This is a genomic window from Hanamia caeni, from assembly GCF_003721595.1.
GTDB classification, from domain to species: domain Bacteria; phylum Bacteroidota; class Bacteroidia; order Chitinophagales; family Chitinophagaceae; genus Ginsengibacter; species Ginsengibacter caeni.
Genome location: NZ_RJJR01000030.1, coordinates 1 through 17304 on the forward strand (window position 1 = coordinate 1; position 17304 = coordinate 17304).

Genomic DNA, 17304 nt, shown 5'->3' on the forward strand with positions numbered 1-17304 from the left:
ACTTCTAAAAAACAAAGTTGACTTTGAAGTCCTAAGTCATATTGTTAAACCGAAATTAAAAAGGCCATCCCAAAATTTATTTTGAGACGGCCTCTGAGATATATTTCTAAAACAAAAGTGTATTATTTTCCGGCGCTTAACTTATCCTGCAATTCTTTTAATTCATCCCATTTTCCCTCAGCTGCCAGCTGTGCCTGTTCTGGCCAGCTTGCCGGGTCCTGGGCATTAAAATTGCCTTCTGCTTTTTCTAAAATTTCTTTAACATCCTCCGCTTTAGATTCTGCTAACTTGACAAAAGAATTAATTCCAGCCTCATGAAGCGCCTCTGATACTTTTGGGCCAATGCCTTCAATTTTTGTCAGATCATCAGCAACTTCCTTTTTTGAGGGTTTTGCAGATGTTGCTAATTCAGCAGCAGGCTCCGCAACTGTTTCTTTTGGAGCGCTTTCCGCATCAGCCTTAGCCCTCTTTGCAGAAGCTTCATCTTTTGACTGAATATTATCTGTATCAGCAGTGGACTTTTTACCTTTACCCGAGCGACGTGTCCTTTTTACGGGAGCGGCAGTTTCGCCAATCCCCTTACCGTAAATTTCGTTATAATCCACTAATTCTATCATAGCCAATTCTGCATTATCCCCTACTCTTTTACCCAGTTTAATCACTCTCGTATAGCCTCCGGGACGGGATGCGATTTTTGGACTTATTACATCGAATAATTCCTTAACCGCGTTTTTATCGCCCAAACGGCTAAATACAATACGACGTTGATGAGTAGTATTTTCTTTTGATTTAGTGATAAGTGGCTCTACAAAGGGGCGCAAAGCTTTTGCCTTAGCCAGTGTAGTAACAATATGTTTATGTTGAAAAAGCTGGCAGGTGAGGTTGATTAAAAGCGCATTTCTATGGCTGGCCGTTCTGCCTAAATTGTTGATTTTATCTCCGTGACGCATGACTTTGTTTTTTTACCCTGTACCGTGTCAGGAATTACAGGATTTAATTAATTAATGTGCTAATCAGCTAATGTGTTTAATCGGCTAATCAGCTAATCAGCTAATTAGCTAATTAATTATTCTTCGTCTAATTTTATTTTGCTAAGGTCTAATCCAAATCCCAAGCCTCTTTCGTTTAACACCTGTTCAATTTCACTTAATGACTTCTGTCCAAAGTTTCTGAATTTCATTAAATCTTCCTGTTCGTATTGAACCAATTCGCTCAGGGAATTAATTTTAGCGGCTTTCAGACAGTTGAATGCTCTTACAGAAAGATCCAAATCCTCCAACGGTGTTTTCAATACCTTTCTTAATTGCAAGGTCTGCTCATCCACCATATCTTCTTTCTTTTCTTCTTTATTATCGAAAGTGATATTTTCGTCAGTAATAATCATCAGGTGCTGAATCAGGATTCTTGAAGCCTGCTTTACAGCTTCTTCAGGATGGATAGTACCGTCTGTCACCACATCCATAACGAGCTTTTCAAAGTCTGTTCTTTGCTCCACCCTGGTATTTTCAATACTGTATTTTACATTTTTGATAGGTGTATAAATAGCATCGATAGGAATATATCCGAAGTGAGTGCTCTTTTCTTTATTTTCTTCTGCCGGCACGTATCCACGGCCTTTTGCGATGGTAATCTCGATATCGAGCTTGGCAGAAGTGTCCATAGTGCATATCAAAAGATCCGGGTTCATTACTTCAAAAGCAGGAGAAGCTTCGCCAATCATGCCTGCAGTAAATTCTGTTTTATTTTTCAAAGACAAACTGATCTTTTCTGTTCCGCTATCCTGGTCAGTTTTCTTTTTAAAACGGACCTGTTTAAGATTAAGAATAATTTCAGTTACGTCTTCTGTAATACCTTTTATTGTTGCAAATTCATGGTCGGCGCCAGCGATGCTGATACCTACGATTGCATAACCTTCCAAAGAATTAAGTAATACCCTGCGAAGAGCATTCCCAATGGTAACACCATAGCCCGGTTCTAACGGACGAAATTCAAATTGTGCTTCGAAATCCGTGCTTTTTTGAAGAACAATTTTGTCTGGTTTTACAAAATTTAAAATGGCCATTTTATTTATTTTGTTTTATTTGATTGAATTTTTGTTTTCTTCCTTCGACTTTCGACATTGTCCTTAGTCAATATTACTTACTATACAATTCGACAATGAGCGATTCCTTAATATTTTCGGGAACACTTTCTCTTTCAGGGTAGGCAATAAAAGTACCCCTCATTTCCCCTTCATTAAATTCAAGCCAGTTGAATTTTGGATTTTTGGGGCGAATGTTGGAAGTAATAGAAGAATTATGAGCTGCCTTATCTTTCAGGCCAATCACATCTCCGGGTTTTAATGAAAAAGAAGGAATGTTTACCACTTCCCCATTTACGGTTACGTGTTTGTGAGAGACTAATTGACGGGCTGCCTGGCGACTTGGAGCAATTCCGAGGCGGTAAACAGTGTTATCCAACCTGGCTTCGAGCAATTTGATTAATTGTTCACCGGTTACTCCTTTACGACGTGCAGCTTCATTAAAAGTATTATGAAATTGCTTTTCCAGCAAGCCGTAAGTATATTTAGCTTTTTGCTTTTCGCGAAGCTGAAGCGCATATTCTCCGAGGCTTTTGCGTTTTCTTGCTGCTCCGTGCATTCCCGGAGGATTACTGTTTTTTGTTAACCATTTACCATTTCCTGTGATAGGCTCTCCAAATATGCGGGAGATTTTGGTTTTTGGTCCTGTGTAACGAGCCATATTTGTTGTTGATTTTTTAGTGTCGGTGCATCATCATTAAAAATCTAAAATTAATAATGCACCCGGTTATGAAATATATTTTGATTCTGATTTGTTAATTTCTGATTTCTGGTTTTAACATAAATCGAAATCCTTACCTCCTAAATCAGAAATAATTAAACTCTTCTCTTTTTAGGGGGGCGGCAACCATTGTGAGGCAGTGGAGTAATGTCTTTAATCATTACCACCTCGATTCCAGATTGAGATAATGACCGGATAGCTCCTTCACGACCGGAACCAGGTCCTTTTACATATACATCCACGCGCTTCAAACCTGCATCTGTAGCTACCTTTGCGGCATCTGCAGCAGCCATCTGGGCCGCATAGGGTGTATTCTTTTTGGAACCTCTGAAACCCATTTTACCAGCGGATGACCAGGATATTACCTGGCCCTGCTTATTGGTTAAACTAATGATAATGTTGTTGAAACTTGCTACGATGTGCGCTTCTCCATAGGGTTCAACTTTTACAACTCTCTTTTTTGAAGTTGTTTTTGCATTGGTTGATTTTGCCATAATAAATTCTGATAGGTAATCTTTAAAATGTTTTTCCGCCCCTCGGCAGACTGAATCAACCCTCCTTCCGGCTTTAAGATATCTGGTATTGATTCAAAAAAATAAGCCATTTTTTACTTTTTGCTTTTAGCATTCAGCAAAATTATTTCTTAGGTGCCTTTTTCTTTCCGGCAACGGTTTTACGCTTTCCTTTGCGCGTGCGGCTATTTGTCCTGGTGCGCTGTCCGCGTAGTGGCAAACCTTTACGATGCCTCAATCCGCGATAGCAGGCGATGTCTAACAATCTTTTAATATTTGTCTGAACTTCACTGCGTAATGCACCCTCGGTTTTAATTTCGTTACTGATAATATTACGGATAGCTGTTTGTTCATCATCATTCCACTCGTTCACTTTTTTATCAAAATCAACGTTAGCCTTTTCTAAAATGTAACGGGCAGTAGATTTTCCAATACCATATATATAGGTAAGTCCAATTTCGCCTCTTTTATTTTTGGGTAAATCTATACCGGCAATGCGCGCCATAAAAATTATTGATTATTAATTATTAATTTATTTTAATTTACCGTCAGCCTTCAGCGTTTCGCATCCGGCATTCAGCTTTCGGCATTTATCCTTGTCTTTGTTTGTAACGCGGATTTTTTTTGTTAATCACGTACAATCTTCCTTTCCTCCTCACGATTTTGCAATCAGCGCTTCTCTTCTTTATTGCAGCCCTTACTTTCATAATATCAACTTTATTTTTTTAATCTGTGAAAAGTTTGTTATCTATATCTGAAAATGATGCGTCCCCTTGACAAATCGTAAGGGCTCATTTCAACACCTACTTTGTCGCCGGGCAAAATCCGGATATAATGCATCCGCATCTTTCCGGAAATTGTCGCCAAAATTTCATGCCCATTCTCAAGCTTCACCCTGAACATCGCGTTGGATAAGGCTTCCAGGATGGTTCCATCTTGTTTTATTAATGCTTGCTTGGCCATAATATTTTTGGAGGCGCAAAGATAGGCTTAAAAATTTAATTTTAAAAAAAATATGCCCTTTCAAATCCATCTTTTTATATTTGCAAAACCCAAATTTAAGAAAATGAAAGCTCCTCTGATATTTTTAGCCTTTTTATTTGTTTTTTCTTCCTGCAAGAAGGATGACGCTCCGAAGAACACACCCTCAACCGAAACATATATTAATACCAATGCGGGTAGCACCTGGACCTATCGGCAAACCGATATGGCAAATAACAATTCCACATCCGATTATACTATTACTTCTACAGCTAATGATACTACGATAGAATCAAGAAAATACCATGTTTATACTTATTCCTATGGAGGAAACGGATACCTTGGCATGGATGGCCACGAATATTATCAATACGATTCTATTCCTATTACGGGCGGCGTAAATATCCAAAGATTGTATTTAAAAGACAATGCCGCAAAAAACGATACATGGAAGCAGGATTTTAATTTGAACATTCAGGAACTGCCGGGAACTACCATACAATTAACCGTTCAAAATAAAGTTGAAGAAACAGGGATTACAAAAACCGTTAATGGAAAGGACTACTCCAATGTTTACCACGTTTCCACTTCCCTATCTTCTGCAGCAATACCTTCCACGGCCTTAGCCTCAAGCATAGATAGCTATTATGCACCTGGTTATGGGTTGATAGAAAATACCACTGCTGTCGAATTAAACTTCTTAGGAATTGTTAAGCAAGTGAACTTTAAGACTGAGTTAATGAGCGCCGATTTGAAATGATTTAAATCACATCATCAGTAAGGTGAACTTTGGTCATGGCCAAGTAATGATTTTGTAAAACATGCATAGGTATGGCATGTGTCATTATCCGTTTTTCATCACGGTACCACATTTCAAACTGAGAAAAATCGTCTTGTTTATGTGTTTGAATACGAAAAGCTCCCTTCATGTATTTCACCGAACCATCATCATTTACATGTTTGGTAAATTTCAATTTTAGCAATTGCTCTTCGTCTACAGGTAAAGGGAAAAGGTTTTCCGGCATAAAATATAAATCCTGAACGCCGTTATTTACACACACTTCTTTTTCGTCATTATTAAAATCCACCACCTCGGCCCTCCAAGCTTGCCCGTCGGATTGTGCAAGGACATAATCGCCTTTTTTTAGCTCACTAAATTTTATCATATTGAAATAATTTTTGCTCAATTTAGGAAAAAAATTAATTAGCCAATTGGCAAATTCCCAAATTGGCTTCTCCGATGAGGCTGTTTGCAACTCGGCCATTCTAAAGCGTGATTACTTAGGTTCAAAAAAAAATCATTATTGATTGAAGATTTTTTTCGGAGGCTCCCCGCAAGAAATGGAGATATTAAAAAACTATTTATAACGGTTATGCTTAAACGAAAAAAAATTTATATTTTCCTACAGCAAACGAGCAAATAAACAGAATTTATATTTTTTAAAAGTGATAGCAATAGAGATTTGGTTAGAAGAAGAAATATTTCAATGCAATCTTTTCAATGATTAATTTGGCACCATCAAAAATCCTTCTTTTGACACACATCGGCCTTATATCAGACACTCATAGTTACCTAGACCCGACGGTATTTGAGCATTTTAAAAATTGCGATGAAATATGGCATGCCGGAGATTTTGGCAACGTTGAAATTGCCAATGAATTAAATTCTTTTAAGCCTTTGAAAGGAGTTTACGGAAATATTGATGGTTATGATATCAAAAGCGTTTACCCTGAGCAGTTAGTTTTCAAATGTGAAAAAGTGAAAGTGATGATGCGGCATATCGGCGGTTATCTTCCGCGCTATAATCCTGAAACGAAAAAAGAAATTTTGATTCATAAGCCGCAACTCTTTATAAGCGGCCACTCGCATATTTTAAAGATCATGTATGATGATAAATTGAATTGCCTTCATATCAACCCGGGCGCTGCCGGCAAGCAGGGCTGGCAAAAAGTGAGGACGCTTGTTCGTTTTGCCATTGAGGGAAACGATATTAAAGATTGCGAGGTGATTGAGTTGAATTAAATGAATGTGAAAATTCAAAAATGTGAAAATGTGCATTACAGCAATAACACAAATTCAATAATTTAACTACAATAAAATTTTTTATCCCCCGCTCTTAATCCAATTAATAATCCTGAACAGTACATTTGCAACATGCTTCGATCAAAATTATTTTATTTTATAGCTGGCATTATTTTTCTTTTTGCATCATGCAATCCGAAAGAAAAAAAAGTATCTCCCCCAACGGATTCTACTTCGATAGAGGCTATTAAGAATGCAATCAGAGAGTATCCTGATTCCCTGATTTTGAAACAGAATTTAATTGAAGCCTACAGAAACGAAGGAGCATATGATTCTGCAATTGCCATAGTAGACAAAGAAATTGCGAAAGACAGCACCAGCGCTTACTTATGGAATATAAAAGCTACTTTGTATTTTGAAAATAATGATACGCTAAGCGCAGCAAATGCCTTGCAACACGCAATTGATATTTATCCGCTGCCTGAGTATCTTGTGGCTTTGGGGACTGTACTTGCAGAAATCAAAAATCAAAAAGCCTTACAAATTGCAGATAATCTGCTTCGCAGCAATAAAGAAAAACATGGCAAAGACGCTTATTTTATAAAGGGGCTTTATTATAACTATCTGAATGACCCGAAGAAGGCAATTGTGTATTTAGACAGTTGCCTTAACCTTGATTTCACTTACATGTATGCTTACCGTGAAAAAGGAATTGCATTGTACCAGGAAAAAAAATATGAAGAGGCGATAAAAGTTTTAAGCCGTGGGGTTACACTTCAAAATAATTTCGACGAAGGATATTATTGGATGGGAAAATGTTATGAAAAATTAAATGAAAAAAATGAAGCCATCCAAAGTTACCAGAATGCGTTGCTGTACGATAAAGATTTTATAGAAGCACGCAAAGCCCTTAAAAGGCTTCAGCAGGAAAAATAGAGTTATTATCTTCACTATAAATTATTCAAATGCCAATTATTGCTCCATCGCTTTTAGCTTCTGATTTCTTACATCTTGAAAAAGAATGCCAAATGCTTAATGAAAGCAAAGCTGATTGGTTTCATCTTGATGTAATGGATGGACGTTTTGTACCCAACATCAGCTTTGGAATGTCTGTTATAACACAATTGCGAAAGATGACTACTAAGTTTTTTGATGTACATCTTATGATTGTGGAACCTGAAAAATATGTGGAGGAATTTAAAGAAGCAGGTGCAAACAGCCTGACTGTTCACCTGGAAGCATGCCCTCATTTACATAGAAATATTCAACAAATACAATCGCTGGGAATGAAGGCTGGCGTAGCTATCAACCCTGCCACACCTGTATTTCTTCTGCAGGATATCATACGCGATGTGGATATGGTGTTGGTGATGAGCGTAAACCCTGGTTTTGGCGGACAATCATTTATTCCTCATTCCCTGGCTAAAATTGCAGAACTGAAAGCCCTGATAAAAAACACAGCATCTTCTGCCAAAATTGAGGTAGATGGCGGAATATCGCTTGATAATGCTGCTGAAATATTGCAAGCCGGTGCGGATATTTTGGTAGCCGGAAGTTCTGTTTTCAAATCTGAAAATCCTTTGGAGACTATTGAAAAAATGAAGAATTTGTAAAAAGTGATTGAATCATAGTAAAAGCACAAATAACTTAGATTTTTATTTTCATTCGCCTTTATAAATTATCATGTATCTGTTGCAATACCGGAACTATTTGTTTCATCCAATTGGTTTCTTTTTCATCCCATTTGTATTTTTTCACAATCACATCTTCCAGCATTTGCCTTCCCTTATAAGCCTGCTCTTTAGAATAAAAGCAATGGCCCCATTTTGGATTTAGCTTGTCTTCGTTTTCAATCGAAATACCGCCCTGATACCAGTTAAGGCAGGTGGGCAGCGCATTAAAATCAATTTGCGCCGCATTGCCATTTAAAAATCCTTGAAAATAATACGCGCAAAATTGCACATAGCCTTTTACCCGGCTTTTTATTTGCTCATCACTTTCAGGTGTAACTGGCTTTTTACTCCACTGGTAATTTTGTCGGCTAAAAGGATTTTTATCGCTGTTAGGCCACTGGGTACTTGTGGCTTTGTAAGTAAGTTTTGAAGTGTGTTTTTTTTCAGTTCTTGATAATACAAGTTGCTCTTTGTTAATTTGGTCGATGAGGTAGATAGCTTTTCTTTTATCGTCAAAATTTACTGAAATTGTATTTCCTTTTAAATCGTATTTTCCATATGTCATTTCACCAACCGGATTTTCCAGAACGGTTGAGTCTGTCATCAAGACTAGCCCTGATACATATTCAGCGCCATCATCAGCCGTAAATGAAATATCCTTCGATGTTGGATTGTCCGCGTCCTTCAATTCCCAATACTGGCTTAGTAAATGAAAAGTATCAGGTATCTCTGAAGCGTTGTCAATGAGTTTTTCGTTTTTATCCTGTGATGGTTCCCCACAGTTTGAAAAAAGTGCGGCTACAATTAAGAAGAGTAAAATGAATTTGCGCATTTTTCAAAAATAATAAAACGGTGATGAAGTTTCAACTAATCAGTATTTATCATGCTAAACAATGAAGAATATTTCTTAAAATATTATCTTCACTTTATGAGATTAACGATTGTTATCTTCCTTCTTTTATCAACCCTCGCTTCTTTTTGCCAAAAGAAAACTGCAACCGTATCCGGAAAAATCATTGATGAAAATGAAGACCCGGTCGGGGCTGTTACCATATCCATACTGGGCAAACAAAACGGAATTCAGTCGTCAGATTCAGGCAGATTTGAAATTGAAGTGCCGGCAGAAAAAGCATTTGCTCTTGTTTTTTCACACACAGGGTTTCAGGAAGTTCAAAAAAATTTTTATCTCAGCCCCGGCGAACAGGAGCAACTAACGGTGAGGCTTACACGAAATAGTAAAACGCTTGAAACCGTAGTCATTAGTGATGAAAAAGAAAGGAAGGAAACCGGGCTTATCAAAATAAATCCGAAAAGCGCTATCACTTCGCCAGGCGCTACCAGCGGCGTAGAAGGTGTGATAAAAACGCTCGTGGGCAGCAATAATGAACTCACTTCGTCGTATTCGGTAAGAGGCGGCAACTATGATGAGAACCTCATCTACATTAACGATTTTGAAATTTACCGGCCTTACCTGGTAACTAATGGTCAACAGGAAGGCCTGAGTTTTATCAATCCTGCGCTGGTCAAAAATATTGATTTTTATACCGGCGGATTTCCGGCCAAATATGGCGATAAAACCAGCAGCGTTTTGGATATACAGTATAAAAAGCCTGTCGCATTCGGCGGGTCAGTTTATATAAGCCTTTTGGAACAAGGATTGCATTTGGAAGGGCTTTCAAAAAACAAAAAGCTTTCCTGGCTTCTCGGAGCACGAAGCAAAACCAACAGGAATTTATTAAGCAGCCAGGAGACGAAGGGCAATTATATTCCTTCAGCTTCTGACCTGCAGGCTTATATTACCTATCAGCTTTCTGAAAAATTGCAATTGGAAGTTTTAGGAATTCTTTCGCGTTCTCAATTCACCTTAATTCCCGAATCGGCACAAAGATCAACATCTGTGGTCTCTCCCTTTTATACCACTAATATCGGGCTTGATATATTTTTTGAAGGACAGGAAAAAGACAGCTATTTAAGTAATCTCGTAGGGGTTAGCCTGCTGCATAATCTGAATAAAAATTTAAAAATAAAATGGATGTTCAGCAGGTATGGCGACATCGAAAACGAAAATACCGACATCACCGGGGCTTATCTTTTTGGAGAAAGAAATTTTGATAAAACGACTGCAGATTTCGGAAAAATTACCAATCCGCTTGGTGCAGGAATTTTTCAGAATTATGCAAGAAATGATTTGAAAATAGCCGTCTATAATATAAGCCACAAAGGAACATTCAAGACCGGTAAACATTTTTTACAATGGGGACTTTCGTTTGATCGCTCTATAATTCACGACCATCTGAATGAATGGGAATACCAGGATAGTGCAGGATATTCGTTGCCATTTAATCCCAATCAACTCAACCTGAGCTCTGTATTAAAATCGAAAGCAAACTTAACCGTAAACAAATACAGCGGTTACGTGCAGGATAATATTTTTCTTTCCAAAGGTGCTAACCAGGTAACGTTAGCGGCAGGCGTCAGGTTTAATTATGATGCATTGAATAAAGAATTTCTGATAAGCCCGCGGGCTCAGTTAAGTCTTAAGCCAGATTGGAAACAGGATATCATATTTAAGGCTGCCGCCGGAGTATATGATCAGCCGCCTTTTTATCGTGAAATGAGAAGGCCTGACGGAACAATCAATACCAATTTAAAGAGCCAGAAAAGCATTCAATATGTGGCCGGGTTTGATTACAATCTCACTGCGGGCACTAAGCCTATACGCCTCACTACAGAAATTTATTACAAATCCCTGACTGATGTAGATCCCTATGATATCAATAATCTCCAGGTATCTTATTTTGGAGAAAATAATGCGCGTGCCTATGCCACAGGAATTGAGGCAAGGTTATTTACAGAACTGGTGAAAGATGCGGAAAGCTGGTTTAGCATTGGTATTAGCCAGTCGAAAGAAAATATTGAGAATGATTTCTATTATGTTTATAAAAATAAAGAAGGTGAAATCATCAGCGCGCAAACAAAAGACCAGGTGGCCGCCGACAGCACTAAAACAAACATTGGCTGGATAAGAAGGCCAAGCGACAGGCTGCTGACGATGGGATTATTTTTACAGGATTATTTAAGTACTAACAAAAATTTTAAAGTACATTTAAACCTGATTTACGGAAGTAACATGAGTTTTAATATTCCTAACAGCATGAAATATAGAAATGCTCTTATCATTGAACCATATATTCGGGCAGACATTGGTTTCAGCGCATTGTTGCTAAGTGAAAAATCATTAAGAAGAAGTCACTCTCCCTTCCGTGGCTTTGATAATATCTGGGCAAGCCTTGAAGTTTTTAATCTGATAGATCGTGCCAATACGATATCTTACCAACTGATAAAAGATTTTGCCAATAACACTTTCAGCATACCAACAAGACTAACGCCAAGGCTTATAAATTTTAAATTGCTTGCCAGATTTTAAATTAAAAATAAAAAAACAATGAACAAAAAATTAATGATTGGATTGGCTTTTATAGCAGCAGGAATTACCAGTGCTAATGCACAGGAAAAAATGAAACCTGAAGAAACAGAATTTTATTCGCCCGTACCGCCGGTGGTTACTCCGGGCAAAACCTGCGGAGATGCTCCCTCTGATGCCATCATCTTATTTGATGGAAAAGACCTCTCAAAATGGGTTACCACAAATGATACTACCAAGCCAGCGGCATGGGATGTTCACAATGGAGTGATGACAGTAAACAAAAAAGGCGGTAACATTCAGACAAAGCAATCGTTTCTTAATTACCAGCTACACATTGAATGGAAAGAACCTGTCAATATTGATGGCTCAGGCCAGGGCAGGGGAAACAGCGGACTGTTTCTTGCGTCCACAGGTAAGGGCGATGCGGGTTATGAATTACAAATTCTTGATTCGTATAAAAATTCCACTTACGTAAACGGACAGGCGGGAGCAATTTACAAACAATATGCGCCGTTGGTAAATGCAAATTATCCTCCCGGCGTTTGGCAAAGTTATGATGTGGTGTGGACCGCTCCCCGTTTCAATGATGATGGCTCATTAAAATCGCCCGCAAAGGTAACTGCATTTTTCAACGGGGTGTTGATACAAAATAATGTTGAACTAAAAGGGCCAACATTATATATTGGGCATCCTTCTTACACCCCACACGGACCTGCACCTATTAAACTGCAGGCGCACGGCGACAAAAGTATTCCCATCAGTTTCAGAAATATTTGGGTAAGGCCGTTACCGGATTCTGCACAATCCTTTCTTTAAAATTATCCGGATCGGGATGTCAAACATCCCGATCCATTAAATATTCAGCTAATTGCGAAAGTGGTTTTTTACGGGCTGATACTACTGCCATTTCTTCAAGGTGGCGCATAGCGAGGGCAAAATACTTTTGCTTTAATTCTTTTGCCCAATCATCTATATTGCACGATTTATAAACCTGCAACATTTCTTCTATTTTATTCTCATCATTCCTCAATAACAATTCAGATAATTTATTTTTTTGCTGTGATGACGCAGCTTCCAGAGCTCTAAGCCACAAGAAAGTTTTTTTATTAGCCATAATATCGCCGCCCGGTTTTTTACCAAACTTTTGAGGATCACCAAAAGCATCCAGGTAATCGTCCTGTATCTGGAAAGCGATTCCCAGGTTTTTTCCAAATTCATAAAGATTGTCTTGATTTCCCAATCCTGCTCCTCCTAAAATAGCGCCCATTTGCAGACTCGCCGCTAACAGAACCGATGTTTTTAATCCAATCATTTTTACGTAATCATCAAAACTTACCTGCTGCTGCATTTCAAATTCCATGTCAAGTTGCTGGCCCTCACAAACTTTTTTAGCCGTAGAATTAAAGAGGTTTAAAATTGAATGAAGATATTTATTGTTGATACAATTAAGATTTTCATAGGCAGTTATCAGCACCACATCGCCTGCAAGTAATGCCGTCGATTCTCCATATTTTGTATGCACGGTTTCCATTCCGCGCCTTAGCGGCGCGCGATCCATTATGTCGTCATGAATGAGCGTAAAATTGTGGAATAGCTCAATTGCAAAAGCAACTGCGAATGAATCTTCATTTATTTTTTCAAACATCTCATTAGCCATCAGGCACATTACAGGCCTTATTCGTTTACCCCTTACCGTTAGTAAATACTGTGAAGCATCATACAGTTGCTGCGGATCTTCCGGAAAATGCCTTCTGCTGAACTTCTCTTCGAAAATATCAGACAACTGAGTAAAAGACTGAAGTACATTTTTTTCCTGATTTTTATTTGGTGAGGTTGCAATGCTCATTTTTTCTTTTTTTAATCAACCATGAAATGGATTCACGGTTTTCATTTCAAATATTTACTTTTTAGATTTTTTGAGTTTCTTATTTTTTTTAGAGGATACTGCTTTTTGCTTCAGGCTTCCGATTCCTGGAATCCAATCAAAATCGAGCTGACGTTTTTCAAGGTTTGCAGCCACCAATTTTACGTTTACCTTATCGCCCATTCTGAATTTTTTTCCGGTGCGAATTCCTGCCAATGCATATTGTTCGTCATCGTGACGAAAATCATCATATTCGACCAGGTCTTTTATAGAAACAAGACCTTCACATTTTTCGTTTACTGTCTCAACCCAAAAGCCAAAAGAAGAAACACCGCTGATAACACCTTCCATTTCTTCTCCAACTTTATCCATCATAAATTCTACCTGTTTGTATTTGTTGCCTGCGCGTTCAGCTTCCATAGCATTTCTTTCTTTCTGGCTACAGTGAACGCACTTTTGTTCCATTTTTTTATCCGGATGGATTGAGTTTTCTAAAATTTCGTGCAACACACGGTGCACCATTATATCCGGATAGCGGCGTATCGGTGAGGTAAAATGGCAATAGTCTTTAAACCCCAGGCCATAGTGCCCGATGTTTGTTGTGGTATAAGCTGCCTTTGCCATCGTTCTTATTCCGAGTTGCTCAAGCACGTGCTGTTCGGGCTTTCCATGAACATCAATCATTAATTGGTTAAAAGATTTTGCAGTTTCTTCCTCATTTTTCATGTCAAATTTGTAACCGAATTTTCGCGCAAAAGCCACAAATGGTTTCAGCTTTTCTTCATCGGGTGTATCATGCACACGATATGGAAAAGGGACCGGATCTTTACCGATTTTTATTTTGGAAACATGGGAAGCCACTGTGCGATTGGCAAGCAACATAAACTCTTCCACCAATTGGTGCGATTCTTTACTTTCCTTTACAATGATATCGATGGGTTTGCCTGATTCATCAAGCTTGAATTTAATTTCAGTTGAGGAAAAATTAATGGCTCCGTTTTTAAAGCGCTCCTTTCTGAAAATACGTGCGAGGGAATTAATTAATAAAATTTCTTCGCTATAGAGCCCTTGCTTGCTTTCAATAATCTGCTGTACCTCGTCATAATTAAACCGGTGGTCACTATGGATAAATGTTTTTCCGATCCAATAATCTTTTACTTTTCCTTTACTATTGATTTTAAAAAGTACTGAAAAGGTAAATTTATCTTCATTAGGCCTTAATGAGCACAGTTCATTAGAAATCTTTTCAGGCAACATTGGATCTACACGATCGGGAAGATACACGCTTGTAGCCCGTGAATACGCCTCTTTATCCAAAGCCGATCCATCGGTTACAAAGTGGCTCACGTCGGCAATATGCACTCCAATTTCATATTCATGGTCGTCCAGTTTTTTAATGGAAAGTGCATCATCAAAATCCTTCGCGTCTGCAGGATCAATCGTAAACGTAAGCACGTCGCGATAATCTTTTCTTTTTAAAAACTTTTTTTCATCTATTGTACCATTTAAACTTTGGGCTTCCGTCAAAACTTCTTTCGAAAACTCAAGAGGAAAGCCATTTTGAATTAAAATTTCCTTCATGGCCAGATCCCCGGCATCCTTTCCTTTTAAAATTGTCACAACCTCACCTTCAGGCTTTTTAGCGCCTTTTTCCCATCCTAAAAATTTAACTACTACCCTATCATTGTTTTTTGCACCATTAAGATTTTTTAAACTCACGTAAAAGTCAGGTAGAGCTTTTTGATTGTCCGGTGTAAAAAAAGCAAATGATTCACTTACGAGAATATTTCCAATGAACTCGGTATGCTTTCTTTCCAATACTTCTTCAATCACTCCTTCCACGTGCTTTCCACTACGCGTGTCTTTTACTTTCACGCGAACCGTATCGCCATCCATTGCTTTATTAAAATCATGTGGCCTGATGAGCAAATCATTGTCTCTTCCTTCTACAATCACGTATCCCATGCCAGACCTTGTAATTTCTAAAGTCCCCCTTACAAGGGCAGGCTGTTTTTTCTTTCCTGGTTTCTTACCCATAAAAATGCTTAAAGTATTTAATTTACTGCAAAAGTAAACGTGTTTTTCTTTTCTAAATTAGATAAAACGATTGACACCATACTGAATTATCCTGCTGCGACATAAAGTTGGCAGTAAACAAATAAGTAGTGATGATTTTTATTTTTAGTAAAATCACTTTAAAAACGTGTAGGCATAACCGTTACCTTATCGCAATAAAAGTAAACACAGGCCGAAATTATTTGAATATTTTCCGGTCTGTAAAAAGCCTCCCGGTTCTATTCTTTGTAATAGGTGATTTCTCTTTTAGTAATTTTTACAGGCTTCCCGTTTTTATCAAATTCTGTTCTTTCAATCCAGTTGTCCTGGCCATCAAAACCGTTGTATTTATATTTTATAAACGTGTTTACCGTTGAATCTTTATTTACATTTCTTGACTCAAATTCAACCACATGATTTTTATCATCAAACTTAGCGTTTGAAGAGTAAATTACTTTTCCAACACTGTCCTTCACCTCCTGCCCTTTCAGAATGCTGTTATTATAATTGGAAGCTATCGTCTCACTTAAACTGCCGTCAGCATTGTATTTTTTCATACTTGTCAACAAGCCATATTCGTTTTGCGAAAAATCAGTGTAGTAAAATTTAAGGTGATTAGCAGAATCATACTCCTTTGCCTGGGAATATTTCCCTGCAGAATCGGACATAACTGTGATTGAGGAAACCGCATTTCCGTTCTTTGTATTTTTAATATCTTTCACGTTACCATTTTCATCGTGACTCACAGTTGTCATTTCTTTATTTTTTCCTGATTTATCATCATTTTCATATTCAGTAGCGTATCCCTTTTCATCATAAATCGTAGTAAGCACGCAGCATGAATCCTGCTCTCCCATCTTTCCCGAACTGTCGGCTTTATAATCCGTGGTAACAGTCTGCTTAACATTGCCCTTTAAATTATCGGCAAGCACATCTGCATTTTTTGCATAATCTCTTGTATGCTTTTGATTACAGGAAAAAGCAGCAATAGTAATTGCTGAAAGCAAAATAATTTGTTTCATATTAAATTTATTTAATTGTTAATAAAATCCAGGAAAGCGGCAGAGTTTTAAGGAGATACCGGATGGCTAATAAAGATAATAATATATATGAATATTTTTAATAATTTTTTAAAATCAGATCAATGTAAATTGCGTCTATGACTAAATTATCAGTAAACATCAACAAAATTGCTACGCTGCGGAACTCGCGTGGGGGAAATAATCCTGATGTAATAAAGGCTGCCATTGATATTCAGAACTTCGGGGCAGATGGTATTACGGTTCATCCACGCCCCGATGAAAGGCATATCCGATACGCAGATGTATTTGAATTAAAAAAAATAATCAACACTGAATTTAATATTGAAGGAAACTGTCGTGAGGATAAATTTGTCAGATTGGTGCTGGACAATAAGCCTGATCAGGTTACGCTCGTGCCCGATGCAACAGGTCAAATAACCTCAGACCACGGATGGGATACTGTAAAAAATCATGATTATCTTGTTGAAATGATTGGCGTTTTTCACAAGGGTGGCGTTAGGGTTTCCATCTTTGTTGATCCCGTAATTGAAATGGTAGAAGGGGCAAAAAAAACAGGTACTGACCGGATTGAACTTTATACAGAAGGCTACGCTAAAGAATTTCAAAAAGGAAATAAAGAAAAGGCAATCGCACCTTATGTTGCGGCGGCACAGAAAGCTGTAGAACTTGGCCTGGGAATAAATGCAGGACATGATCTTGATCTTCACAACCTAAAATATTTTTCACAAAATATTCCCGGGCTTTTGGAGGTTTCTATTGGCCACGCGTTGATATCTGATGCATTATATTTTGGTTTGGAAAACACCGTGCAATTATATAAAAGGCAATTAATTAGTTAATCCTTAATAACCCAAGTAATCCACAAATAGGAAAGGTTTGGGGATAAAAAGGCCAGATAAATTTTGCAGAAGAAATGAAATTTGTA

General features: G+C 37.9%; 19 protein-coding genes. 7 read left to right on the forward strand and 12 right to left on the reverse strand.

The genetic code is table 11. From position 1 onward, the window contains the following. Positions 1–122 precede the first annotated feature (122 nt). The 7 genes from rplQ to infA all read right to left on the reverse strand — a co-directional run bounded on the left by rplQ (position 123) and on the right by infA (position 4276). Positions 123–950 (reverse strand): 50S ribosomal protein L17, encoded by an 828-nt coding sequence (gene rplQ / locus EFY79_RS22065; protein WP_123122708.1) that lies wholly within the window; start codon positions 948–950, stop codon positions 123–125. Positions 951–1066: 116 nt separating this feature from the next. Next, positions 1067–2062 (reverse strand): DNA-directed RNA polymerase subunit alpha, encoded by a 996-nt coding sequence (locus EFY79_RS20910; RefSeq protein WP_123122709.1) that lies wholly within the window; start codon positions 2060–2062, stop codon positions 1067–1069. A 73-nt stretch (positions 2063–2135) separates the two neighbouring features. Continuing rightward, positions 2136–2741: a 30S ribosomal protein S4 gene (rpsD, locus tag EFY79_RS20915; RefSeq protein ID WP_123122710.1), complete on the reverse strand. Its 606-nt coding sequence runs from the start codon at positions 2739–2741 to the stop codon at positions 2136–2138. Positions 2742–2896: 155 nt separating this feature from the next. Next, positions 2897–3295 carry a 30S ribosomal protein S11 gene (rpsK, locus tag EFY79_RS20920; protein ID WP_123122711.1) on the reverse strand — a complete coding sequence of 133 codons (399 nt, stop codon included), beginning with the start codon at positions 3293–3295 and terminating at the stop codon, positions 2897–2899. A gap of 142 nt (positions 3296–3437) precedes the next feature. Continuing rightward, positions 3438–3818 (reverse strand): 30S ribosomal protein S13, encoded by a 381-nt coding sequence (gene rpsM, locus EFY79_RS20925; protein WP_123122712.1) that lies wholly within the window; start codon positions 3816–3818, stop codon positions 3438–3440. A gap of 85 nt (positions 3819–3903) precedes the next feature. Then, positions 3904–4020 (reverse strand): type B 50S ribosomal protein L36, encoded by a 117-nt coding sequence (ykgO, locus tag EFY79_RS20930; RefSeq protein WP_123122713.1) that lies wholly within the window; start codon positions 4018–4020, stop codon positions 3904–3906. Between the two features lie 37 nt (positions 4021–4057). Continuing rightward, positions 4058–4276 (reverse strand): translation initiation factor IF-1, encoded by a 219-nt coding sequence (gene infA, locus EFY79_RS20935; protein WP_123122714.1) that lies wholly within the window; start codon positions 4274–4276, stop codon positions 4058–4060. Between the two features lie 103 nt (positions 4277–4379). On the opposite strand from infA, the gene EFY79_RS20940 reads away from it, so the two are divergent. Next, a complete protein-coding gene (locus EFY79_RS20940) occupies positions 4380–5054 on the forward strand; it encodes a hypothetical protein (protein ID WP_148041992.1) in 675 nt (224 codons plus the stop codon). Between the two features lies 1 nt (position 5055). Here EFY79_RS20940 and EFY79_RS20945 read toward each other — a convergent pair whose 3' ends face one another. Further along, entirely contained in the window at positions 5056–5460 is a 405-nt protein-coding gene (locus EFY79_RS20945) for a tudor domain-containing protein (protein ID WP_123122725.1), read from the reverse strand. Between the two features lie 368 nt (positions 5461–5828). Here EFY79_RS20945 and EFY79_RS20950 point away from each other — a divergent pair, with 368 nt between their 5' ends. From EFY79_RS20950 to rpe, 3 genes are all read left to right on the forward strand, one after another. Then, positions 5829–6317, forward strand: coding sequence for a metallophosphoesterase family protein (locus EFY79_RS20950; protein ID WP_123122726.1), 489 nt, complete (start codon positions 5829–5831; stop codon positions 6315–6317). 132 nt (positions 6318–6449) lie between these two features. Continuing rightward, positions 6450–7253, forward strand: coding sequence for a tetratricopeptide repeat protein (locus EFY79_RS20955; protein ID WP_123122716.1), 804 nt, complete (start codon positions 6450–6452; stop codon positions 7251–7253). Positions 7254–7282: 29 nt separating this feature from the next. Then, entirely contained in the window at positions 7283–7930 is a 648-nt protein-coding gene (gene rpe / locus EFY79_RS20960; RefSeq protein WP_123122717.1) for a ribulose-phosphate 3-epimerase, read from the forward strand. A gap of 58 nt (positions 7931–7988) precedes the next feature. Here the strand turns inward: rpe and EFY79_RS20965 are convergent, their stop codons facing one another. Next, entirely contained in the window at positions 7989–8822 is an 834-nt protein-coding gene (locus EFY79_RS20965; RefSeq protein ID WP_123122718.1) for a hypothetical protein, read from the reverse strand. A gap of 96 nt (positions 8823–8918) precedes the next feature. On the opposite strand from EFY79_RS20965, the gene EFY79_RS20970 reads away from it, so the two are divergent. Next, complete coding sequence (locus EFY79_RS20970; RefSeq protein ID WP_123122719.1) at positions 8919–11417, forward strand: TonB-dependent receptor; 2499 nt, start codon at positions 8919–8921, stop codon at positions 11415–11417. Between the two features lie 18 nt (positions 11418–11435). Further along, a complete protein-coding gene (locus EFY79_RS20975; protein ID WP_123122720.1) occupies positions 11436–12233 on the forward strand; it encodes a 3-keto-disaccharide hydrolase in 798 nt (265 codons plus the stop codon). A gap of 19 nt (positions 12234–12252) precedes the next feature. On the opposite strand, the gene EFY79_RS20980 is transcribed toward EFY79_RS20975, so the two are convergent. The 3 genes from EFY79_RS20980 to EFY79_RS20990 form a co-directional block, all read right to left on the reverse strand. After that, on the reverse strand, positions 12253–13263 hold the full coding sequence (locus tag EFY79_RS20980) for a polyprenyl synthetase family protein (protein WP_123122721.1): 1011 nt from the start codon (positions 13261–13263) through the stop codon (positions 12253–12255). A 54-nt stretch (positions 13264–13317) separates the two neighbouring features. Continuing rightward, positions 13318–15318 carry a ribonuclease R gene (gene rnr, locus EFY79_RS20985; protein ID WP_123122722.1) on the reverse strand — a complete coding sequence of 667 codons (2001 nt, stop codon included), beginning with the start codon at positions 15316–15318 and terminating at the stop codon, positions 13318–13320. Between the two features lie 257 nt (positions 15319–15575). Continuing rightward, positions 15576–16358, reverse strand: coding sequence for a hypothetical protein (locus tag EFY79_RS20990; protein ID WP_123122723.1), 783 nt, complete (start codon positions 16356–16358; stop codon positions 15576–15578). 137 nt (positions 16359–16495) lie between these two features. Between EFY79_RS20990 and EFY79_RS20995 the strand changes: the two genes are divergently transcribed. Beyond that, entirely contained in the window at positions 16496–17218 is a 723-nt protein-coding gene (locus EFY79_RS20995; RefSeq protein ID WP_123122724.1) for a pyridoxine 5'-phosphate synthase, read from the forward strand. Positions 17219–17304 lie beyond the last annotated feature (86 nt).